Genomic DNA, 20,729 nt, shown 5'->3' with positions numbered 1-20,729 from the left:
GGTTACATTCCGAACCCGGAAGCTAAGCCTCACAGCGCCGATGGTACTGCAGGGGGGACCCTGTGGGAGAGTAGGACGCCGCCGAACAATTCTTCGGAAAAGCCCCTGATCCATTCGGATCAGGGGCTTTTCGCATTTCCGTTGACGTATCGTCAGTGCATGGACGATCAGACAGCGGTCATTGCGGACAACGTGCTCCGCCCCGAGCAGCGCGACGGCGCCCTGCGTGTTCTGGCGGAGGCCCAGGCGGTCGACGGCCGGGCCGCCGTGTCCGAGCAGGGCCGGCTCCGGCTGCGTAACGCCGAGACGCCCCGCCCGGGCATCACCCACCTCATCCGGAACGAAGGCGAAGCCGTCGTCGGCTACGGCCAGCTCGAAGTCCCCGAGAGTCCGACCGCCAACCCCGCCGCCGAGCTGGTCATCGACCCGGCGGCCCGCAGCCGCGGGCTAGCCCGCCCGCTGGTGGAGGCCGTGCTCGCGGAGGCCCACCGGGCGGGCCGCGACGCGGTGGACTTCTGGGTGCACGGCGGCCACCCGGCGGCCCGGCACCTGGCCGAGGCGTACGGTGCCGAGCTGGTCCGCGAGCTGCGGCAGATGCGCCGGACCGGTCCTCAGACCGAGGCCGTCGCCCTCCCCGAGGGCATCGAGCTCCACACCTTCCGCCCGGGCGAGGACGATGCCGAGTGGCTGCGGCTGAACGCCCTGGCCTTCTCCCACCACCCCGAGCAGGGTTCCTGGACCGAGCAGGACCTGGCCGAGCGCCTCGCCGAGCCCTGGTTCGACCCGGCCGGCTTCTTCCTGGCCACCCGTGGCGGCACGGTGGTCGGCTTCCACTGGACCAAGGTGCACCCGGCCACCGCCACCGAGCCGGAGCTCGGTGAGGTGTACGTGGTCGGGGTGGACCCGGCCGAGCAAGGCAGTGGACTCGGCCGTGCGCTGACTGCGGCCGGCCTGCGCCACCTGACCGGCTCCGGGGTCGGCGAGCGTGGACTGGAGACGGTCCTTCTCTACGTCGACGCCGACAATCCGGCCGCCGTCCGGGTATATGAACGACTGGGATTCACCGTTCACGAGGTGGACCTCATGTACCGAGCCCAGTACCAGGCGAACCGGTCGGCCTGACCCTCGCCGTTCGGCCGGACCGTCCAGGACGGGCGTCCCGGCCGTACCGGAGGAACAATCCGGCCGCCCCGAGCGGTCGGGCGAAGGGTGGAAAACGGCACCGCCCCTTGCTCCGACCGACTCAGCTTTCCTCCTGGCCATGCGGTGTTTACCGTGGATTCAATTGCTGCCGCGAAGATCACAGGATGAAGTCCGTAGTGTCTCGCTCGTGCAGAGTCGACCGCCATTCGTCGGCCGGTCCTGTACGGACCGCGCCTGGTGGGTGGGCGCTGTCCCCGGGGGTGACCCGGGGCGAGGACGACGGCCCGCAGAGCCATTCGCGTCCGGACGCCGTCCTGCTGCTGGAGGAGCTGGAGCCCATGAGCATCCCCCGCCCTGTCTCTGCCCCGCTGTCGCCGACGGCCCGGATGTCCGGTGCACTGGGGATCCCGCCGGAGTTGCCGACCACGGACGAGCGGGAGTTCGAAGCCTTGCCGCAGGGCCGCTTCCTGGACCGCGAGCGGAGCTGGCTCGCGTTCAACGAGCGAGTCCTGGAACTCGCCGAGGACTCGGGGATCCCGCTCCTCGAACGGGCGAAGTTCCTGGCGATCTTCGCGAGCAACCTGGACGAGTTCTTCATGGTCCGGGTCGCCGGGCTGAAGCGCCGGATCGCCACCGGTGTCGCCCAGCGCAGCGCGTCCGGCCTCCAGCCGCGTGAGGTGCTGGACCTGATCTGGACCCGCTCGCGCGAGCTGATGGCCCGGCACGCCGCCGCCTTCCAGCAGGAGGTGCTGCCGGACCTCGCCGCCGAGGGCATCGAGGTGGTCCGCTGGCCCGAGCTGGCGGAGAAGGAGCAGGCCCGGCTGCACACCCTGTTCCGGCAGAAGATCTTCCCGGTGCTGACCCCGCTGGCCGTCGACCCGGCGCACCCCTTCCCGTACATATCGGGGCTCTCGCTCAACCTGGCCGTGGTCGTCCGCAACCCGGTGTCCGGGCACAAGCACTTCGCGCGCGTCAAGGTGCCCCAGTCGCTGGCCCGCTTCCTGGAGGCCTCGCCCCAGCGGTACGTCCCGCTGGAGGACGTCATGGGCGCGCACCTGGAGGAGCTCTTCCCGGGGATGGAGGTGCTGGCCCACCACGCCTTCCGCGTCACCCGCAACGAGGACCTGGAGGTGGAGGAGGACGACACCGAGAACATCCTCAAGGCCCTGGAGAAGGAGCTGATGCGGCGGCGCTTCGGCCCGCCGGTCCGGTTGGAGGTCGAGGAGTCGATCGACCCCTACATCCTGGACCTGTTGGTGCGGGAGCTGAACATCACCGAGGCGGAGGTCTTCCCGCTGCCCGGGCCGCTGGACCTGACCGGCCTGTTCGGGATCGCCGAGCTGGACCGCCCGGAGCTGAAGTACCCGAAGTTCGTCGCCGGTACGGCCCGCGGGCTGACCGACGTCGAGTCGGCCTCCCAGCCGGACATCTTCGCCGCGATGCGCGAGCGCGACGTCCTGCTGCACCACCCGTACGACAGCTTCTCCACCTCGGTGCAGGCCTTCCTGGAGCAGGCCGCCGCCGACCCGGACGTGCTGGCGATCAAGCAGACCCTGTACCGCACCTCGGGCGACTCGCCGATCGTGGACGCGCTGATCGACGCGGCCGAGTCCGGCAAGCAGGTGCTGGTCCTGGTCGAGATCAAGGCGCGCTTCGACGAGCAGGCCAACATCAAGTGGGCCCGCAAGCTGGAGGAGGCCGGCTGCCACGTGGTCTACGGCCTGGTCGGGCTGAAGACCCACTGCAAGCTGTCGCTGGTGGTCCGGCAGGAGGGCGACACCCTGCGCCGCTACTCGCACGTGGGCACCGGCAACTACCACCCGAAGACGGCCCGGCTGTACGAGGACCTCGGCCTGCTCACCTCCGACCCGCAGGTCGGCGCGGACCTCTCGGACCTGTTCAACCGGCTGTCCGGCTACTCGCGCCGCGAGTCCTACCGCCGCCTGCTGACCGCCCCGCGCGGCCTGCGCGACGGGCTGGTCTCGCGGATCCACAACGAGATCGCCCACCACGGGGCGGGCCGGCCCGCGTACGTGAAGATCAAGGTCAACTCGATCGTCGACGAGGCCGTGATCGACGCGCTGTACCGGGCCTCGCAGGCCGGGGTGCCCGTGGACGTCTGGGTGCGCGGCATCTGCGCGATCCGGCCGGGCGTGCCCGGGCTGAGCGAGAACATCCGGGTCCGCAGCGTACTGGGCCGCTTCCTGGAGCACTCCCGGGTCTTCGTGTTCGGCAACAACGGCGATCCCGAGGTCTGGATCGGCAGTGCCGACATGATGCACCGCAACCTGGACCGCCGGATCGAGGCGCTGCTGCGGATCACCGATCCGGCGCACCGGGCCGAGCTGTCCGGGCTGATCGACCTCGGGGTGTCGGACGAGACCGAGTCCTGGCACCTGGAGCCGGACGGCGCGTGGACCCGCCACTCGCAGGACGCCGAGGGCCGGCCGCTGCGGCACGTCCAGGACCTGCTCATCGATTCGCGCCAGCGCCGCCGGGCCGCCACCTCGCGCTGACGCGTCCACTGATGCGAGCCGCCGGAGCAGTCCGGGCCTTGGGGCCCCGAGGGGAACCTGCTCCGGCGGTCGGCCACCAGCCCCGGGGGACGGCCCCGGGGGAACGGGGATCTACCACGCCATGACCGATGCGCCGATGACGGCCCAGGCGGCCTCCACCGCGACCGCCGGGGACATCCTTTCCCGCCAGCTCACCGCCCAGGCCGGAGCGTTCCTGCGTGCCCTGCCGCTCGCGGTGGGCGAGGTCGGCGCCAGACCCGGTTCGGCCGCGGCCGTCCCGGCGGCCGGTACCGCCGACCTGCTGCGGGCCGTCCGGCGGATAGGCGGGCTGCTGCACTCCTTCGGCGCCGTCTTCGAGCAGACCTGGGCGCAGGAGTCGCGCACCGAGCTGCGCTGGCTGCTCAACCTGTTGGCGCTGGAGCCCGGTTACGTCCGCCGCTCGGCCCGGCTGCTGGGCGCGCTGGACTCGCTGAGCGGCAGCGACCCGGAGGGGACGGGCATGCTGGCCGGGCACGCGGGCGCGCCCAAGGCGCGGGCGCTGCTGGACCGGCAGCTGACCCTGGCCCGGACCCGGGCGCACTCCACGGTGCTCCAGGAGCTCCGCTCGGCCCGGCTGCACGCGCTGGCGGACCGGATGACCCTGCTGGTCGGCGAGGCGCCGCTGCTGGAGGCGGCCGGCGGCCGGGCCTCGGCGGTACTGCTGCCGCAGGCGGCGGCCGCGTTCACCGCGATGTCCGCGAGCGCCCAGCAGCTGCCGCTGCAGCGGGCCGCGACGCCGTACGGCGGGGACGGGCTGCGCCGGTTGGGCGCGGTGCCGACGGCCCGCGGCGCGACGGACGCGGACACGGCGCTGGCGGCCGACGACGCGCCCTGGTCCCGGCTGCGGATCCTGGTGAAGCGGGCCCGGTACGCGCTGGAGGTGTGCGGCCGCCCGTCCTCCGAACTGGACGAGCTGGACGCGGTGCTGGGCCGGCACCAGGAGGCGGCGGACGCCGCGGTGACCGCCGCGACCGCAGCGCGCACCCCGCGGATCACCCCCGCGACCGCGTACGTGCTGGGCGTGGTGCATGCTGATCAGCGACTGGAGGTGGAGGCGGCGCGGTACGCCTTCGGCCGCCGGTGGCCCGACCTCCCGCTCGGCCTGGACGGCTGGCTGGAGATCCCCCCTGCCGAGGGCTGGGGGCATTCCCCCGCACCACGGACGGCCTGAATTGCGTGATCGCCTGAGCATTGGGCAGCCCCGCCCGGGCACCGGGCAGAGCCTGAACCCCGGGCAGGCAGAGGACACCCCCACCACCGGGGCGGGCCGCGCCCCGGTGATCATGGCGGCGGGCGCGGTGCTGTGGCTGCCGGGCCGGCCGAAGCCGAGCGGCAAGCTGGGCCGCCCGCGGATCGCGGTGATCCACCGTCCGAAGTACGACGACTGGAGCCTGCCGAAGGGCAAGCTCGACCCGGGCGAGGGGGTGGTCGGGGCGGCGCTGCGCGAGGTGTGGGAGGAGACCGGCTTCCACTGCCTGCTCGGTCCGGAGCTGCCCACCCAGCACTACCTGGCGCAGGGCCGTCCGAAGGAGGTCCGGTACTGGGCGGCGGTGCCGACCAGCGGTGCCTTCCGTGCGAACCGCGAGGTGGACCGGCTGGAGTGGCTGCCGGCCGGGAAGGCCCGGGCCCGGCTGACGCACGACCGCGACCGGTTGCTGATCGACGCCCTGCTGGTGATCCTGGGGGTCAGGGCCTGGCCGGCGGATCCTCGCCGGACAGGCCCTGGGCCGGTGCGTCCGAGCGGGGAGCCGCCGGTGAAGGAACGATGGAAGTGATCTCCCCGCGCCCCTGCCGTGACGCAACCGTTACTACGTGACGTAGTTTCCTGCCATCCGTTCGAGGTTCACTCCCCGTTCACTTGCGACCTTCTGTCGTGTCACCTGCCCGGCCTACTTTCGGGACTACCGGAGGGCCGCACGGGCCCCGGACCACAGCAAAACCCGCGCTCGGCCGTATCCGTAGGGTCTGCGCGACGGGCAATGCCACAGAAAGGGACACCCCTGTGAAGCTCCAGCGGAACGGCCGCTCCAAGGCCCTCGCCATCGGTGCCATGGCGCTCGTCAGCTCGCTGTCGCTCGCCGCCTGCGGTTCGGACGACAACAACACCAACACGGCGTCCGGCAGCTCCGGCGGCTCCGCTGCGGCCAGCGCCGCGGTCAACTGTGGCAAGGCCGGCACGCTCCTGGGCGCCGGTTCGACCGCTCAGGCCAACGCGATCGACGTGTGGAAGGCCAGCTTCGGCGCCGCCTGCTCCGGCATCACCGTCAACTACAGCGGTGGCGGCTCCGGCGCCGGTGTCCAGCAGTTCAACCAGGGCAAGGTCGCCTTCGCCGGCACCGACTCCGCGCTGAAGCCCGCCGACGTCGACGCCTCCAAGGCGGTCTGCACCGGTGGCAAGGCCGTCGACCTGCCGATGGTCGCCGGCCTGGTCTCCCTGGTCTACAACGTCGACGGCGTCGACAACCTGGTCCTGGACGGCCCGACCGCCGCCAAGATCTTCGACTCGCAGATCACCAAGTGGAACGACCCGGCCATCGCCGCCCTGAACCCGGGCGCCAAGCTGCCGGACGCGGAGATCCAGTCGTTCCACCGCTCGGACGACTCCGGCACCACCTTCAACCTGACCTCCTACTTCGCCAAGACCTCCGGCGGCGCCTGGAGCGCGGAGCCGAACAAGGCGTGGAAGGGCAAGGGCGGCCAGTCCGCCAACGGCAGCGCCGGTGTCTCCGCCCAGATCAAGCAGGTCAAGAACTCGATCGGCTACGCCGAGCTGTCCTTCGCCCAGATCAACAACCTGAAGAGCGCCAAGATCTCCACCGGTGCCGCCCAGCCCGTCGAGGCGACCGCCGCCAACGCGGCGCTCACCCTGGCCTCCTCCACCGTCACGGGCACCGACGGCGACCTCGCCCTCTCCCTGGACTACGGCACCAAGGCCGACAACGCGTACCCGATCGTCCTGGTGACCTACGAAATAGCCTGCGACAAGGGCAACAAGGCCGAGACCCTCGACACCCTGAAGTCCTTCCTGGCCTACACCATCAGCGACGGCGCCCAGAAGGCCATCGGCGAGAAGGGCTACGTCCCGATGCCGGCCGCCGTCGGCGACAAGGTCAAGACCGCCGTCGCCGCCCTCGCCTGACCTGACAGGACCACCGGTGGGACGGCCCCGTGAGCGAGGGGGGCCGGGGCCGTCCCACCGGAACGCACCAACGACTCAGCACCAACGTCCGGGGCACCGCCGCCATGGTGCCGTCCCCCTTCCGGGGCGGCGCCACCAGACCGGAGTAGACCAATGACCTCATCCTCCCCTGCCGCCCCGCGAGGCAGGGAACGCCGACAGCGCGACAGCCGCGTCGGCGACAAGATCTTCATGAACCTCGCCCGCGGTGCGGGCATCCTGCTGCTGGTCATCATGGCCGCGATCGCCGGCTTCCTGGCCTGGCGCTCGGGCATGGCCCTCAGCAAGAACGACGGCAACTTCTTCACCACCTTCGAGTGGACGCCGGATGCCCCGAAGCCGGTCTTCGGCATCGCCGTCCTGGCCTTCGGCACCATCGTCAGCGCCGTCATCGCGATGGCGATCGCCGTCCCGGTGGCCATCGGGATCGCGCTGTTCATCTCGCACTACGCGCCGCGGCGGATCGCCCAGCCGTTCGCCTACCTGGTCGACCTGCTCGCCGCCGTCCCCAGCATCGTCTACGGACTCTGGGGCGCGCTGTTCCTGGTCCCGCACCTGGACGGGCTGACCAGCTGGCTGAACCAGTACCTGGGCTGGACGTACATCTTCGACCAGACCAAGACCGGCACCCCGCGCAACCTGTTCACCGTCGGCATCCTGCTGGCGATCATGGTCCTGCCGATCATCACCGCGGTCTCCCGCGAGGTGTTCCGCCAGGTGCCGCGGATGCACGAGGAGGCGGCGCTCGCGCTCGGCGCGACCCGCTGGGAGATGATCCGCACCGCGGTGCTGCCGTTCGGCCGCCCCGGCATCATCTCGGCCTCGATGCTCGGCCTCGGCCGCGCGCTCGGCGAGACCATCGCGGTCGCGGTGGTGCTCTCCGCCAACAGCGTCCTGTCGCTGCACATCCTGGACGCGGGCGGCGGCACCTTCGCGCAGAACATCGCGCTGAAGTTCGCGGAGGCCGGCGACAACGGCCGTAACGCGCTGATGGCCTCCGGCCTCGTCCTGTTCGTGATCACCCTGCTGGTGAACGGTGCCGCGCGACTGATCATCGCCCGCCGCAAGGAGTACTCGGGGGCCAACGCATGACCGCCGCCACGACCGTCCCGTCGGACACCCGGCCGATCGGCCGGACGCTGACCGCCAACCGGCTGCCCAAGTGGACGCCGCCCGTCGTCGCCGTCGGCTCGATCGCGGTCGGCTGCGGAATCGGCGCCGTCGGCGGGCTGAAGAGCCACCTGCAGTGGGGGCTGATCTCGGCCCTGCTGTTCGTCGTGGCCGGCTACCTGGTCTCGGCCCAGGTCGAGGGCCGCCGCCAGGCCAAGGACCGGCTCGCCACCTCGGTGGTCTGGGTCGCCTTCATCCTGGCCGTCGTCCCGCTGGTCTCGCTGACGGTCTACACGATCCAGCAGGGCATCGGCGCGGTCAACGGGAACTTCCTGAGCCACTCGATGAAGGGCGTGATCCAGTCCGGCCCGGGCGGCGGCATCTACCACGCGCTGATCGGCACCCTGCAGCAGGTCGCCCTGGCCACCGCGATGGCCGCCCCGCTGGGTCTGCTGACCGCCGTCTACCTGGTGGAGTACGGCCGTGGCGGGCTCGCCAAGGCCGTCACCTTCTTCGTCGACGTCATGACGGGCATCCCGTCGATCGTCGCCGGTCTGTTCATCCTCTCGCTCTGGAACCTCGCCCTGGGCTTCAACTACTCCGGCTTCTCGGGCAGCCTCGCGCTGGCGATCCTGATGATCCCGGTCGTGGTGCGGTCCACCGAGGAGATGCTCAAGCTCGTCCCGAACGAGCTGCGTGAGGCCTCGTACGCACTCGGCGTGCCGAAGTGGAAGACCATCCTGCGGATCGTCCTCCCCACCGCGATCGGCGGCATCACCACCGGTGTGATGCTCGCGGTCGCCCGCATCACGGGCGAGACCGCCCCGGTGATGATGCTGGTGTTCGGCGCCGACGCCATCAACACCAACCCGTTCGACGGACCGCAGCAGTCCCTGCCGATGTACATCTGGCAGCAGTACTCGGTGGTCAACAACGACAACGGCTACGCCCGTGCCTGGGGCGCCGCGCTGGTGCTGATCGCCTTCGTGATGGGGCTCAACCTCATCGCCCGGGGCATCGCACGCTGGCGCTCGCCCAAGGGCGGACACTGAGCGATCCACTGACGTACGAAGACAGACGAGAGAAGCAACGATCATGGCCAAGCGCATCGACGTCAGCGGACTGTCGGCCTACTACGGCACCACCAAGGCCATCGAGGACATCTCGATGAGCATCGAACCCCGCTCGGTGACCGCCTTCATCGGTCCCTCCGGCTGCGGCAAGTCCACCTTCCTGCGCACCCTCAACCGGATGCACGAGGTGATCCCCGGCGCCCGGGTCGAGGGCAAGGTCCTCCTGGACGACGAGAACCTCTACGGCGCCAACGTCGACCCGGTCGCCGTGCGCCGCTCGGTCGGCATGGTCTTCCAGCGTCCGAACCCGTTCCCCACCATGTCGATCTACGACAACGTGGTCGCCGGGCTCAAGCTCGCGGGTGTGAAGAAGAAGGCCGTCCTGGACGAGGTGGTGGAGCGCTCGCTGAAGGGCGCCAACCTCTGGAAGGAGGTCCACACCCGGCTGAACAAGCCGGGCGCCGGCCTCTCCGGTGGTCAGCAGCAGCGTCTGTGCATCGCCCGCGCCATCGCGGTCGAGCCGCAGGTCCTGCTGATGGACGAGCCCTGCTCCGCGCTCGACCCGATCTCCACCCTCGCCATCGAGGACCTGATCGGCGAGCTGAAGTCGCAGTTCACCATCGTCATCGTGACCCACAACATGCAGCAGGCGGCCCGCGTCAGCGACCGCACCGCCTTCTTCAACCTGGCCGGCGTGGGCCAGCCGGGCAAACTGATCGAGCTGGACGACACCCAGCGGATCTTCTCCAACCCGTCGGTCCAGGCGACCGAGGACTACATCTCCGGCCGCTTCGGCTAAGCCGGACCCCAGCTGTCCCGCGGTGCTGCATGGCGGTGCCGCCGCGGGACATGAAGAAGGGCCCGCCCCCGAGATGTGGGGGCGGGCCCTGCTGTGTCGTCCGCCCGTTCGCCACCGGCCGGCGGCGGCGTCCGGGCCGTCCGGGTCTCAGCCCCAGAACAGGTGGACGAACCAGTACATCAGCGCTGCGACGATGGCGGCCGCCGGCATCGTGATGAACCAGCCGAGCACGATGTTCTTCGCGACACCCCAACGCACCGCGCGGATCCGCTTGGTGGCCCCCACACCCATGATCGCCGCGGTGATGACGTGGGTGGTGGAGATCGGCGCCTTGAAGACGAACGACGTGATGTACATGATCGCCGAGGAGGTGGCCTCGGCCGCGAAGCCCTGCGGCGGGTCCAGCTCGATGATCTTGCGGCCGAGCGTCCGCATGATCCGCCAGCCGCCCGCGTAGGTGCCCAGCGAGAGCATGGTCGCGCAGGAGATCTTCACCCAGACCGGGATGTCGCCGGTGGTCTGGTGGCCGGAGATGGTGAGCGCCATCACCACGATGCCCATGGTCTTCTGCGCGTCCTGCAGACCGTGCGCCAGCGCCATCGCGGCGGCCGAGGCGGTCTGGGCGACCCGGAAGTTGCGCTTGGCGCGGTGCGGGTTGGCCCGGCGGAAGATCCACAGGATCGCCAGCATCACCAGGAAGCCGCCGATCAGGCCGATCACCGGCGAGACGATCATCGGAATGACGATCTTGTCGAGGACCCCGCTCCAGATCACCTCGGTGCCGCCGGCCAGCGCCGCGCCCACCATGCCGCCGAACAGCGCGTGCGAGGAGGAGGACGGCAGACCGAAGTACCAGGTGATCAGGTTCCAGGTGATCGCGCCGACCAGGGCGGCGAACAGGATCGCCATCCCCTGGTTGCCGGTGGGGGTCTCGATGATCCCACTGGAGACGGTGTGCGCCACCCCGCTGCCCAGGAAGGCGCCGGCCAGGTTCATCACCGCGGCCATCGCGAGCGCGGCCCTGGGGGTGAGCGCCCGGGTGGAGACCGACGTGGCGATCGCGTTGGCCGAGTCGTGGAAGCCGTTGGTGTAGGTGAAGAAGAAGGCAACGCCGATGACGGCGATGAGTGCTGCCATGTCCACGGGGGTCAGGACTCCTTGACCGCGATGGTCTCCACCGTGTTGGCGACGTGTTCGAACGCGTCCGCCGCCTCCTCAAGGACGTCCACGACCTGCTTGAGCTTCAGCACCTCGATGGCGTCGTACTGGCCGGAGAACAGGTGGGCGAGCAGCTTGCGGTGGATCTGGTCGGCCTGGTTCTCCAGCCGGTTGACCTCGATCCAGTACTCGGTGAGGTTCGACATGCTGCGCAGGTTCGGCATCGCCTCGGCGGTCAGCTCGGCGGCCCGGGCCAGCACCTCGATCTGCTGCTCGATCCCCTTCGGCAGCGTCTGGATGTCATAGAGGACGACCAGGTCGACGGCCTCCTCCATGAAGTCCATGATGTCGTCCAGCGACGAGGCGAGGCTGTAGATGTCCTCGCGGTCGAAGGGCGTGATGAAGGAGGAGTTCAGCTGGTGGAAGACGGCATGGGTGGTGTCGTCCCCGGCGTGCTCGGCGGCGCGCATGCGCTCGACGATCTCCGCGCGGGCTGACACGTCTGATCCCAGCAGTTCCAGCAGGAGCTTCGATCCGACGACGAGGTTCTCCGCGGCGGCGGCGAACATGTCGTAGAAGCTCGTCTCCTTCGGGGTCAGGCTAAAACGCACGGAAATCTCCGATGTGCGGGGTAGGGACTGAACGATGCTAGGTGCAACCAAGCGCAATCGCGCAAACGGGGTGGCGAGGAGGGAGGCGGATCCTCCCCTTCCGTTCGGCCGCCGCGCCGGTCGGCCCGGACCGCACAGCCACGCGCGGACATCAGCCACAGTCTGACGGAACCTCGACCGGATTGTCCCGGTCGTGCGCGCGCGGGACCGGGCGCCGCTCAGACGGGTGAACCGCGCGGGGCCCCTACCAGGCCCTTCGGCACATGCCGGGTGGGCCGTCGGAACACCACGGAAGGCCCCGGTGTTGGACACTGGTGGCCGACGCAGCCACCAGGCACTCAGACGAAGGCGGGCCGATGACCACGACGCAAGCGCGCACCGAGCCGGACCACGCGCACGGGACCGACCCGCAGGCCGGCACCCCCGCCGTACCCGCGGCCGCCGCAGGACATCAGGGCGGGCACGGCCCGCACGGGTACAGCGCCCAGAAGGACGCCCACCTGAAGCGGCTGCGCCGGATCGAGGGCCAGATCCGCGGCCTCCAGCGCATGGTCGACGAGGACGTCTACTGCATCGATGTGCTCACCCAGGTCTCGGCCAGCACCAAGGCCCTGCAGTCCTTCGCGCTCTCGCTGCTGGAGGAGCACCTGCGGCACTGCGTCGCCGCGGCCGCCGAGCAGGGCGGCGTCGAGCTGGACGCCAAGGTCGCGGAGGCCTCGGCCGCGATCGGCCGACTGCTGCGCAGCTGAGCTCCCGGGCCGTCCGCTAGTCGCCCTCCCGCTGACCCTGGCCCGGGTCCGCCCGGTCCAGCAGCACCTCGTCGATCCGCTCGGTCGGCAGCCGGTCACCGCTGCTGGCCGTCGCGGCGATCATCAGCTCGCCGGCCAGCTCGATCTCGTCGAGGGCCGCGTCGTCGTGGCCGCCGCTGCGGCCGCCCGTGGACGACACCACCTGCACCACCCCTTCAGTGCCTCGCCAGCCCGGGCGGCAGCCACCCGACCTCCAGCCTAGGCACTCCGGGGCCCGTCCACATGGCACGGACGGGCCATCTCGGCGCCGCCGAAACGGGTGGCCGTCGCTCCCCGGACGGTCACCCGCTCCGGCGGCGCCCCGTCTCGCCCCGGCGCCGGAGCACTGCCCAGGCGGACCCGGGGCGTGTCCGACGATTCCCGCCGGGCGCGCGGCGTCGGGGCACGCGTCTCGCCGCGTTGTCGTCAGTCGCCGTGGCCCCAGCCCTCGGCCGGGAGGTGCCCCATCCTCCGCCTTGCGATACACACACCCCAACGCCGCACGCCGATCCGGCGCGAATCATCGGAATTGCCCTATTTCGGGCTCTCCGAGGGCTTCATCTGGTAGATGTCCGAGGCCGACGGCTCGGCGGCCTCGACCGGCTTGCCGAAGTCCGACAGCGAGGTCGTCGAGGTCACCTTCACCTGGTCCTTGGCCTCCTTCGACCCGGCGACCCCGGCGAAGGTGAACACCTCGACCACCTTGTGCAGCCGGCCCTGGTCGTCCAGCCAGGCGTCGTACGGGACCTCCTTCACGGTGAAGGTCTGACCGCCCATCCGCAGGCCGTCCCCGCCCCGACCGCCGGTCGCCTCGGCCGCCTTGGCCAGGTCCAGGGTGCCGCGGTAGTGGTGCAGCGAGGCGCCGCCGACGGTCTCGGTGCCGACCAGCTCGGCCTTCTGAACCCCGCGCAGCGCGCCCGCCGCCGAGGCCGGGTCGGTGGCGCCGCTGCTGACCAGGTTGCCGTCCGGCAGCTGACGCACGTCCACCTTGACCCACTTGCCCGCGGGCACCTTCGCGCCGCTGTTCTGCAGGTAGACGGTGCCCGGCAGGACCACCTCGACGATCTTCCCGGTGGTCGCCGCCCCCGGCGGCACCTGGACCTCCAGCCGGCCGATCCGTTTCACGTAGTCGTAGCCGCCGGTCCCGGTGAAGGATGCCTTCTTCTCCGCGGACTCGGTGACCAACTCGGTGGCGGTGTGCGCGGCGCCGGTGCGGCCGGTGATGTCGGCGGCGTTGCGCACCGCCGTCAGCGGGTCGCCGGCCAGCTGGTCCGGCGCCCCCTGGTCGGAGGAACCGCCGCCGGAGTGGCCCGAACACCCGGCGGCCCCCACGGCCAGGACGGCGGCGAGCAGGGCGGCCCCGGCCGCCGAGCGCAGGTGCGGCCCCGGACGGCGCGCTGGCCGCCCGGTTCGCTGCTGGTCGGTCATCTTCATCCTCGCGACAACCCCCTCGGGCCCGACTGCCCTGCCGGGACACCACCGGGTGGGCAGATGCTCTTTCCGGGCAAACGAGTTGAGCGGCGAAGGGTTACGGGTCCGGGAAGCCGGGGCGCGTCGCGCGCGGGGCATCCGGCGCGTTACGGTGAACGGCGTGCGCAGTGAGCTGCCGGTGGCCCCCGGCACCACCCGGATGCCCGAGCACCGTGTCGCGGTCAGCGAACGCGGTTCCTTTGCTTTCGCGACCTGCAGCTGCGGCTGGTACTCCGCAGCCCGCCGCTCGCGCGACCTGGCCCGCCGCGAGGGAGCCGGGCACCTCGCCCAGTACGGCGCCGGCGAGCCGGACTAGACCTCTCCCCGGAACCGGTTCCTGCGGCCCTCAGGCCGCCAGGTCGGACTCCGGCGGCTGCTCCTCGGAACGCACCGCCCCCCGCCCGCGCCGACGGCCGCGCGGGGCCGCGCCGCGGGCCGTGCCGCCGCGCTCCGGCGCCCGGATCAGTGGGGCGACGGCCGTCCGGCTCAGCGCGTGGCAGAACGGGACCAGCACCGCCATCGCGATCGGCGCCAGCAGCAGCACCACGGCGACGGCCAGCGCGAAGCCGCCGATCACGTCGGTCGGGTAGTGGACGCCCATGAACATCCGACAGAAGCCCTGCAGCAGGGCCAGGCCCCCGGCGATCCAGCCCAGCTTCCGGTTCACCAGGAACAGCGCCACCGCGACGGCCATCGTCATGGTCGAGTGGTCGCTGACGAAGGAGTGGGTGCCGGCCTTGCCGTCCACCAGCACCAGCAGCCCGGGGTGGTCGACGAAGGGCCGCGGCCGGTCCACGATCGCGGCGATCGGCAGGTTGGCCAACTCGGCGACGGCGGTCGAGAGCGGCACCCAGAGCAGTCCGGCGATCGCCACCGGCGCGTCCGGCCGGCGTCTCGCCTGCAGCCAGGCCACCAGCCCGAGCATGGCGAGGCCGATCAGGATGCCGTACTCGCCCACCCAGGAGACCAGGTGGTCGAGCCACCGCGGGGAGCTCTTGGCCAGGCCGTTGACGGCGTACAGCAGACCGAGGTCGGGGTTGGTCGTGTCGGCAAGCGGCGTCGACACGCCGCACCTCCTTCTGATCCGCAGCACCTGTTCGTTCCGGCCGGGGCCCGCCCGGCGCGGAAAGCTGACGAGGGGCCACCGGACCCAACGTCATCGCCGGGGCACAGCGTTCCACGGAAACGCGCGGTTATGGAAACTTGACTCAGCGTCCACAGGGCACACACAGGTCGACGGCCGGCTCAGCCGCCCCCGACCGGGAGGCCGGGCCCGGCCGGAGCGGGCGGGGCGGCCACGGCGGGACGGACGGGGGAGGGCTGGCCCGTGGCGTCCGCCGGGGCGGCCGTGGGCACGGCGATGGGCGCGACGGGGGTCGTGCTGCCCGGACGGCTCGGGGCGTTGACCGCGCCGTTGCCGTTGCGGGTCGGCAGCGCCTGGGCGCCGTCCGAGGTGACCCGGGTCGCACCGATGTACTCCCGGGTGTCGATCTTGTCGTAGCGGATCACCGCCCCGGTGTGCGGCGCGTTGATCATGTAGCCGCCGCCCACGTAGATCCCGACGTGGTGGATGCTGCGCGGATCGCTCAGGTCGGTCGCGAAGAACACCAGGTCCCCCGGCCGCAGCTGATCGCGCGACGGGTGCGGGCCGGCGTACCACTGGTCGTTGGCCACCCGCGGCAGGTTGATGCCCACGGTCTCGTACGCGGCATGGGTGAGCCCGGAGCAGTCGAACTGCCCGTTCTGCGAGGGCAGTCCCTCACCGCCCCACAGGTACGGCGTGCCGAGCTTGGTCTGCGCGAAGTAGATCGCGGCGGCCGACTGCGCGGACACCTCCAGCGGGGCGGTCGGCGCGGTGAAACTGCGTGCCATCGCCTGGATGTTCCGCACGTAGCCCTGGGTCTCCTTGTACGGCGGGACGCCCCTGTTCTTCGTCACCGCGTACGGCCCGGCGTTGTAGGCGGCCAGCATGTTGGCCTGCGGGTCACCCGGTACGCCGACGACGTCCTTGGCGAGCGCACAGTCGTAGACCGCCGCCGAGGCGATCGCGTCGTACGGGTTCCAGACGTCCTTCTTGCCGTCCCCGTCACCGTCCGTGGCGTACATCGGCCAGGTGTCCGGCATGAACTGCGCCATTCCCTGCGCCCCGACGCCGGATTGGGCCTTCGGGTCGAAACCGCTTTCCTGGTACAGCTGCGCCGCGAGCATCGGCGGGGAGATCTCCGGGCAGAGCGATCCCCACTTCTGGATCGCGTCCTGGTAAGCGGCCGGAACGGTTCCCGGAGAGAGGGCGGAACGATTCGCCGACTGCTGCGGCGTCCCACTTGCCGCATACGTCCCCATCGTCACCAGGCCGATGAATCCGAACGCGACAACTCCCGCAGCGACGGCGGCCGTACCGGCCTTCCGGAGTACCATCAGCACCATCCCGACGAATCGTCAGTCGAAGTGTCCCGGAAGGCGTTGCTCACCGCAATCATCAGAGATACAAGGAGTGAGCGCTATCCTTCGTACGGTGGACATCCTCGCGTACGTGTCCGATGCCTCACGACCAATCCGCGAGAAGTAGCCAAGTCGACATCAGATCTGGCCAAGAATAGGTACCGACCCTTCGCGCGGGCGGGGTCCGGGCCCTTGAATTTGCCTGATCGGGCGGTGAGATGGAAATGAACCTGAGCAGCGTGCACACCTATGCGGTCGGCCACCTGGCCGATGACCCACCCAAGAAGCCGAACATCGACACCATCATCGGCGGAATCGCCCCGGACTGGGGGCCGTTCGCGAGCCTCGGCTCGGAGGCCCGGGTGATGGTCGAGGTCATCATGGCCGTCGCCATCCTCGTCTGCCTCGGCCTCGCGGTCTGGGGTGCCGCCAAACAGCGGATCGGTGCGACCGCGATGCGCGACAGCTTCGGCGCCGAACAGGGCAAGGGGCTGATCATTGCCGGGCTGACCGGCGTGTTCATCATTGGATCACTCGGCACTCTGTTCACCATTGTCTACGGCATGGCGATCTGACGATCGGACAGCAGTGACCCGGCCCACCTGAGGACAGGTCCCCGCCCGTACCTCCCCAGTGGCCGACCCGCCCAGGAGTCCACCCCCGTTCCCACCCTCCGTCCGCGCCCGCCCCCGGGCGGAGGGCCCCCGGAGCCGCCCGCGGCTCCCCGCACCAGGAGGGCCGCCGTGCCGTTGTCCGACGACCAGCCGCACACCCGTACGCGGCTGCCGATCGGCGAACAGCCCTCCTCCCCGCCGACCCTCGGTCAGTCGCGCCCACTGCGCGCCCTGCTGACCGTCCTCGTAGTCGTCACCCTGCTCGTGGTCGCCATCTCCATCGCCAACCGCGGCAGACCCGACCCCGGCAGCGGCGGCAGCTCCGCCGACCGCGCCGCCCCCAGTGCCTCCTCGGGTGCCGGCCCGGCCGCCAGCGGCGACCAGCCCGTCGGCACCACCGTCAACGGCATCGCGTCCGGCTTCCCGCACACCGAACAGGGCGCCCAGTCCGCCGCCACCAACTACGCGGTGGCGATCGGCTCCGCGGACATGTTCCGCGCCGACAGCCGCCACACCATCGTCGCCGCCATCGCCGACCCGGGCGCGGTGGGCGCGCTGCAGGGGCGGCTGGACCAGGGCTTCGGCGGCGACACCGCCGCCCGCTACGGCCTCGACGCCCAGGGCCGCGCCCCCAAGGGCCTCACCTTCGTCAGCCGCACCGTCCCGGTCGGCACCAAGTCGACGGGTTACAACGGCGGGGACGCCAAGGTCGAGGTGTGGTGCACCGGCCTCACCGGCCTCACCGGCGAACGTTCCGTCCATCCGGTGACCGCGAACTGGTTCACCCTCACGCTCTCGCTCCACTGGGCGGGCAGCGACTGGAAGCTCACCGACTTCACCACCAGGCAGGGCCCCGCGCCGATGCCCGGGGACCAGCAGGCCGCCACCGCCGAGGAGATCACCGGCGCCGTCCAGCAGTTCGGGGGGTTCCGCTATGCCCGTTGACCAGACCTCACGCCGATCCACCGCACGCCGCGCCGGCACTGTGGCCGGTGCGGTGGCCACGCTTCAGGTGGCGGCGATGCTGGCGGCCCAGCGGGTGTTCGCCGAGCCGTCGCCGACCGCCACGCCCACCTGTCAGAAGGTCGATCTCCCGATCCCGGGCAGCGACGCCGGCTGCGCCCCCAACGGAGCGGTCGTCATCCCCGGCGGCGGCACCGTCAACAACGTGACCGATCCGCTCGGCTCGCTCGCCAAGGGTTGTGCCCAGGCGGCGGCGTGGGTGGTGCGGAAGCTGTCGGGGGCGATCGACGGGACGACGCAGGTGGACTTCACCAATGCGTCGTTCCTGCAGCAGTACGCCGTGGTGTTCGCGGTGTCGACGGTGATCACGCTGGTGCTGTGGCTGCTGGCGGTGACCAAGCGGGCGGTGCGCGGGGCGCCGTTGACGACGGCGATCTCGGAGGCGATCGGCTTCCTGTGGCTGACCGTGGTGGCCTCCGCGTTCACGCCGCTGATCCTGTACACCGTGGTGAGCGTGACGGACGGGTTGACCAAGGCGATCGCGGTCGGCACGAAGTCGGACACCGGGACGTACCTGGGCGGGTTCGCCGACACCCTGGAGAAGGGGGACGTCGGCGGCGGCCCGCTGATCCTGGTGATCGTGTCGCTGATCGCGGTGCTGGCGGCGGCGGTGCTCTGGATCGAGCTGGTGATCCGGGCGGCGATGCTGTACGTGGGCGCGCTGCTGGGGACGGCGGTGTACGCGGGGCTGGTGGACCGGCAGCTGTGGAAGCACGTGCGCCGGTGGGCGGGGATGATGCTGGCGGTGGATCTGGCGAAGCCGATCATCGTGATCATCCTGGGTCTGGCGGGTGCGGTGGCGACCGGCGCCGGGGCCAACGACGACTTCTCCCGGGTGCTGTCCGGGCTGGCGATCCTGTTCCTGTCGATCTTCGCGAGTGCCGCGGTGTACCGCTTCGTCCCGACCTTCGGCGACGAGATGCTGAACATGCGTCGGGCCCGGGCCAGTGCCGTGCAGGCCGGCTCGGCGATGATCAACGGCACCGCGAACCTGATGAAGCAGGGCATCACCACCCACGGCGACCGCGGTCCGCAGGCGGCCGGCGCGGGTGGCGGCGGTTCGGTCGCGCCGGGCATCGCCGCGCACGCCGGCCGGACGCCGGCGCCACCCGCGCAGGCCGGGCCGCCGCAGGCCCCGGTTCCGATCCGCGACAGCAATCCAGCGAAGGGAGGGTGACGGGTAAGTGAGCAGCGAACCGCTCGGCCAGTACGGTGCCCAGTACGCCCAGCCGTACGTGCACCAGCGCCGCACCTACCTGATCGGCAAGGCCCGCCCGAACGCGCCGATCGGCCGGAACCGGGAGTCCGGCGAGATCCTGCTGATCATCTTCGGGGCGTTCCTCGGCATGCTCTGGGGTCTGCTGATGCCGATCCTGGGCCTGCGGATCGCCGGTCTGATCGGCCTGCCCACGCTGGCCATCGCGGCGGTCTACGTGCCGTACCGCAAGCGGACGTTCTACAAGTGGATGGAGATCAACCGCACCTACCGCCGGACGGTCCGCAGCGGGCGCGCGGTGTGGCGGTCGGACGCCATGGACGCGGGCACCCGGATGGACGGCCGTGAGGTGGAGATCGGCCCGCCGCCCGGAGTGGGGCGGCTGCGCTGGCTGACCGCGCCGTTCGGGCCGGACGAGGTCGGGGTGCTGATGCACCTGGAGCGGCGGACGGTGACGGCCGCGATCGAGATCGAGGGCCCGGGTGTGGGCCTGCGCGACTCGGAGGACCAGGAGGCGCTGGTCGACCGCTTCGGCACGCTGCTGAAGCACGTCGCCAACGGCGACGGCTTCGTGACCCGGCTGCAGATCCTGGCCCGCACCCTGCCGGCCGACCCGGACGCGCACGCCAAGGACGTCGAGCGGCGCGGCGACCACGACGCCCCGCGCTGGCTGAAGGAGTCGTACGACCAGCTGCAGTCGATGGTGTCGACCTCCTCGGAGCAGCACCGGGCGTACCTGGTGGCCTGCATGCACTACACCCGGGACCTGGCCGCCGAGGCGCACGCGATGGGCCGCACCGCCACCGGCGGGCGGGCCCGGGACGACGACGGGCTGGCGGCCGTGATGGCCCGCGAGCTGACCGACATCTGCGCCCGGCTGGCCGAGGCGGACATCCGGGTGCGCCAGCCGCTGGGCCAGGCCCGGCTCTCCTCGTTGCTGCACTCGATGTACGACCCGGACCACCCGATCGACCACATCCAGGCGATGTCCCGGCGCAACGCCTGGCCGGCCGAGCTGGACGCGACCCACCCGCAGTACCTGAGCGCGAAGACCCGCGAGTCGGCGACCCGGGAGCCGTGGTGCCACGCCACCGCGTGGATCAAGGAGTGGCCGCTCACCCCGGTGGGCGTCAACTTCCTGGCGCCGCTGCTGGTGCACACCCCGGACGTGATCCGCACGGTCGCGGTGACGATGGACCTGGAGCCCACCGACGTCGCGATCGAGCGGATGCTGACCGAGAAGACCAACGACGAGGCGGAGGCCAGCCGTGCGGCCAAGATGAACCGCACGGTCGACCCGCGCGACCTGGCCCACACCGGCCGGGTGGACCAGCGCGGTGACGACCTGGCCTCCGGTGCGGCCGGGGTGAACCTGGTCGGCTACATCACGGTCTCCTCGCGCAACCCGGACGCGCTGGCCCGCGACAAGCGGACCATCCGGGCCTCGGCCGGCAAGAGCTACCTCAAGCTGGAGTGGTGCGACCGCGAGCACCACCGGGCCTTCGTCAACACCCTGCCGTTCGCCACCGGCATCCGCCGCTGACCGCCG

The 20,729-nt window shown here is 71.1% G+C and carries 20 protein-coding genes and 1 rRNA gene; 15 read left to right on the top strand and 6 right to left on the bottom strand.

Annotated elements, in window-relative coordinates:
* The 9 genes from rrf to pstB all read left to right on the top strand — a co-directional run.
* Positions 1-87: ribosomal RNA gene (gene rrf, locus ACH4E7_RS22760) — 5S ribosomal RNA — on the top strand; the annotation flags it as partial.
* A 72-nt stretch (positions 88-159) separates the two neighbouring features.
* On the top strand, positions 160-1,122 hold the full coding sequence (gene mshD / locus ACH4E7_RS22755) for a mycothiol synthase (protein ID WP_396250827.1): 963 nt from the start codon (positions 160-162) through the stop codon (positions 1,120-1,122).
* 350 nt (positions 1,123-1,472) lie between these two features.
* Positions 1,473-3,659 (top strand): RNA degradosome polyphosphate kinase, encoded by a 2,187-nt coding sequence (locus ACH4E7_RS22750; RefSeq protein ID WP_396250839.1) that lies wholly within the window; start codon positions 1,473-1,475, stop codon positions 3,657-3,659.
* 121 nt (positions 3,660-3,780) lie between these two features.
* On the top strand, positions 3,781-4,869 hold the full coding sequence (locus ACH4E7_RS22745) for a CHAD domain-containing protein (RefSeq protein WP_396250826.1): 1,089 nt from the start codon (positions 3,781-3,783) through the stop codon (positions 4,867-4,869).
* Between the two features lie 112 nt (positions 4,870-4,981).
* Positions 4,982-5,473 (top strand): NUDIX hydrolase, encoded by a 492-nt coding sequence (locus ACH4E7_RS22740; RefSeq protein WP_396250838.1) that lies wholly within the window; start codon positions 4,982-4,984, stop codon positions 5,471-5,473.
* Between the two features lie 227 nt (positions 5,474-5,700).
* Entirely contained in the window at positions 5,701-6,837 is a 1,137-nt protein-coding gene (pstS, locus tag ACH4E7_RS22735) for a phosphate ABC transporter substrate-binding protein PstS (RefSeq protein ID WP_396250825.1), read from the top strand.
* Between the two features lie 153 nt (positions 6,838-6,990).
* Complete coding sequence (gene pstC, locus ACH4E7_RS22730; RefSeq protein WP_396250824.1) at positions 6,991-7,968, top strand: phosphate ABC transporter permease subunit PstC; 978 nt, start codon at positions 6,991-6,993, stop codon at positions 7,966-7,968.
* Positions 7,965-9,038, top strand: coding sequence for a phosphate ABC transporter permease PstA (pstA, locus tag ACH4E7_RS22725; protein ID WP_396250823.1), 1,074 nt, complete (start codon positions 7,965-7,967; stop codon positions 9,036-9,038). Before pstC ends, pstA begins: the two co-directional genes overlap by 4 nt.
* Before the next feature lie 43 nt (positions 9,039-9,081).
* Positions 9,082-9,858 (top strand): phosphate ABC transporter ATP-binding protein PstB, encoded by a 777-nt coding sequence (gene pstB / locus ACH4E7_RS22720; RefSeq protein WP_396250822.1) that lies wholly within the window; start codon positions 9,082-9,084, stop codon positions 9,856-9,858.
* Between the two features lie 147 nt (positions 9,859-10,005).
* Here pstB and ACH4E7_RS22715 read toward each other — a convergent pair whose 3' ends face one another.
* Both ACH4E7_RS22715 and ACH4E7_RS22710 read right to left on the bottom strand, forming a co-directional pair.
* Positions 10,006-11,001, bottom strand: a complete 996-nt coding sequence (locus tag ACH4E7_RS22715) for an anion permease (protein ID WP_396250821.1) — start codon at positions 10,999-11,001, stop codon at positions 10,006-10,008.
* A gap of 5 nt (positions 11,002-11,006) precedes the next feature.
* Entirely contained in the window at positions 11,007-11,627 is a 621-nt protein-coding gene (locus ACH4E7_RS22710) for a DUF47 domain-containing protein (protein WP_030059626.1), read from the bottom strand.
* A gap of 356 nt (positions 11,628-11,983) precedes the next feature.
* Here ACH4E7_RS22710 and ACH4E7_RS22705 point away from each other — a divergent pair, with 356 nt between their 5' ends.
* A complete protein-coding gene (locus tag ACH4E7_RS22705) occupies positions 11,984-12,376 on the top strand; it encodes a metal-sensitive transcriptional regulator (RefSeq protein WP_355671388.1) in 393 nt (130 codons plus the stop codon).
* A gap of 16 nt (positions 12,377-12,392) precedes the next feature.
* On the opposite strand, the gene ACH4E7_RS22700 is transcribed toward ACH4E7_RS22705, so the two are convergent.
* Positions 12,393-12,578 (bottom strand): hypothetical protein, encoded by a 186-nt coding sequence (locus tag ACH4E7_RS22700; protein ID WP_396250820.1) that lies wholly within the window; start codon positions 12,576-12,578, stop codon positions 12,393-12,395.
* Between the two features lie 371 nt (positions 12,579-12,949).
* Complete coding sequence (locus ACH4E7_RS22695) at positions 12,950-13,843, bottom strand: hypothetical protein (protein WP_396250819.1); 894 nt, start codon at positions 13,841-13,843, stop codon at positions 12,950-12,952.
* A 163-nt stretch (positions 13,844-14,006) separates the two neighbouring features.
* Here ACH4E7_RS22695 and ACH4E7_RS22690 point away from each other — a divergent pair, with 163 nt between their 5' ends.
* Positions 14,007-14,201 carry a hypothetical protein gene (locus tag ACH4E7_RS22690; RefSeq protein ID WP_396250818.1) on the top strand — a complete coding sequence of 65 codons (195 nt, stop codon included), beginning with the start codon at positions 14,007-14,009 and terminating at the stop codon, positions 14,199-14,201.
* Positions 14,202-14,231: 30 nt separating this feature from the next.
* On the opposite strand, the gene ACH4E7_RS22685 is transcribed toward ACH4E7_RS22690, so the two are convergent.
* Positions 14,232-14,951: a phosphatase PAP2 family protein gene (locus tag ACH4E7_RS22685; RefSeq protein WP_355671384.1), complete on the bottom strand. Its 720-nt coding sequence runs from the start codon at positions 14,949-14,951 to the stop codon at positions 14,232-14,234.
* A 179-nt stretch (positions 14,952-15,130) separates the two neighbouring features.
* Positions 15,131-16,303, bottom strand: coding sequence for an NlpC/P60 family protein (locus ACH4E7_RS22680; RefSeq protein ID WP_396250837.1), 1,173 nt, complete (start codon positions 16,301-16,303; stop codon positions 15,131-15,133).
* 248 nt (positions 16,304-16,551) lie between these two features.
* On the opposite strand from ACH4E7_RS22680, the gene ACH4E7_RS22675 reads away from it, so the two are divergent.
* From ACH4E7_RS22675 to ACH4E7_RS22660, 4 genes are all read left to right on the top strand, one after another.
* Positions 16,552-16,902 carry a hypothetical protein gene (locus tag ACH4E7_RS22675; RefSeq protein WP_355671383.1) on the top strand — a complete coding sequence of 117 codons (351 nt, stop codon included), beginning with the start codon at positions 16,552-16,554 and terminating at the stop codon, positions 16,900-16,902.
* A 168-nt stretch (positions 16,903-17,070) separates the two neighbouring features.
* Complete coding sequence (locus ACH4E7_RS22670) at positions 17,071-17,886, top strand: hypothetical protein (protein WP_396250817.1); 816 nt, start codon at positions 17,071-17,073, stop codon at positions 17,884-17,886.
* Entirely contained in the window at positions 17,876-19,141 is a 1,266-nt protein-coding gene (locus tag ACH4E7_RS22665) for a hypothetical protein (RefSeq protein ID WP_396250816.1), read from the top strand. Before ACH4E7_RS22670 ends, ACH4E7_RS22665 begins: the two co-directional genes overlap by 11 nt.
* Positions 19,142-19,148: 7 nt before the next feature.
* Positions 19,149-20,723, top strand: coding sequence for an SCO6880 family protein (locus ACH4E7_RS22660; RefSeq protein ID WP_396250815.1), 1,575 nt, complete (start codon positions 19,149-19,151; stop codon positions 20,721-20,723).
* The last annotated feature ends 6 nt before the right edge of the window (positions 20,724-20,729 follow it).

Origin of the sequence: Kitasatospora sp. NPDC018058 (assembly GCF_044327205.1) — a bacterium.
Taxonomy (GTDB): Bacteria; Actinomycetota; Actinomycetes; order Streptomycetales; family Streptomycetaceae; genus Kitasatospora.
The sequence above is the reverse complement of the archived record's forward strand: the minus strand, read 5'-3'. Positions and strand labels throughout refer to the sequence as shown.

Bases quoted from the DNA above. Each gene is read 5' to 3' on its own strand.
- ACH4E7_RS22740 (WP_396250838.1), top strand. From the start codon at position 4,982: ATGGCGGCGGGCGCGGTGCTGTGGCTGCCGGGCCGGCCGAAGCCGAGC.
- pstA (WP_396250823.1), top strand. From the start codon at position 7,965: ATGACCGCCGCCACGACCGTCCCGTCGGACACCCGGCCGATCGGCCGG.
- ACH4E7_RS22665 (WP_396250816.1), top strand. From the start codon at position 17,876: ATGCCCGTTGACCAGACCTCACGCCGATCCACCGCACGCCGCGCCGGC.
- ACH4E7_RS22675 (WP_355671383.1), top strand. From the start codon at position 16,552: ATGAACCTGAGCAGCGTGCACACCTATGCGGTCGGCCACCTGGCCGAT.
- ACH4E7_RS22745 (WP_396250826.1), top strand. From the start codon at position 3,781: ATGACCGATGCGCCGATGACGGCCCAGGCGGCCTCCACCGCGACCGCC.
- ACH4E7_RS22680 (WP_396250837.1), bottom strand. From the start codon at position 16,303: ATGGTACTCCGGAAGGCCGGTACGGCCGCCGTCGCTGCGGGAGTTGTC.
- ACH4E7_RS22695 (WP_396250819.1), bottom strand. From the start codon at position 13,843: ATGACCGACCAGCAGCGAACCGGGCGGCCAGCGCGCCGTCCGGGGCCG.
- pstB (WP_396250822.1), top strand. From the start codon at position 9,082: ATGGCCAAGCGCATCGACGTCAGCGGACTGTCGGCCTACTACGGCACC.
- ACH4E7_RS22705 (WP_355671388.1), top strand. From the start codon at position 11,984: ATGACCACGACGCAAGCGCGCACCGAGCCGGACCACGCGCACGGGACC.
- pstC (WP_396250824.1), top strand. From the start codon at position 6,991: ATGACCTCATCCTCCCCTGCCGCCCCGCGAGGCAGGGAACGCCGACAG.
- mshD (WP_396250827.1), top strand. From the start codon at position 160: ATGGACGATCAGACAGCGGTCATTGCGGACAACGTGCTCCGCCCCGAG.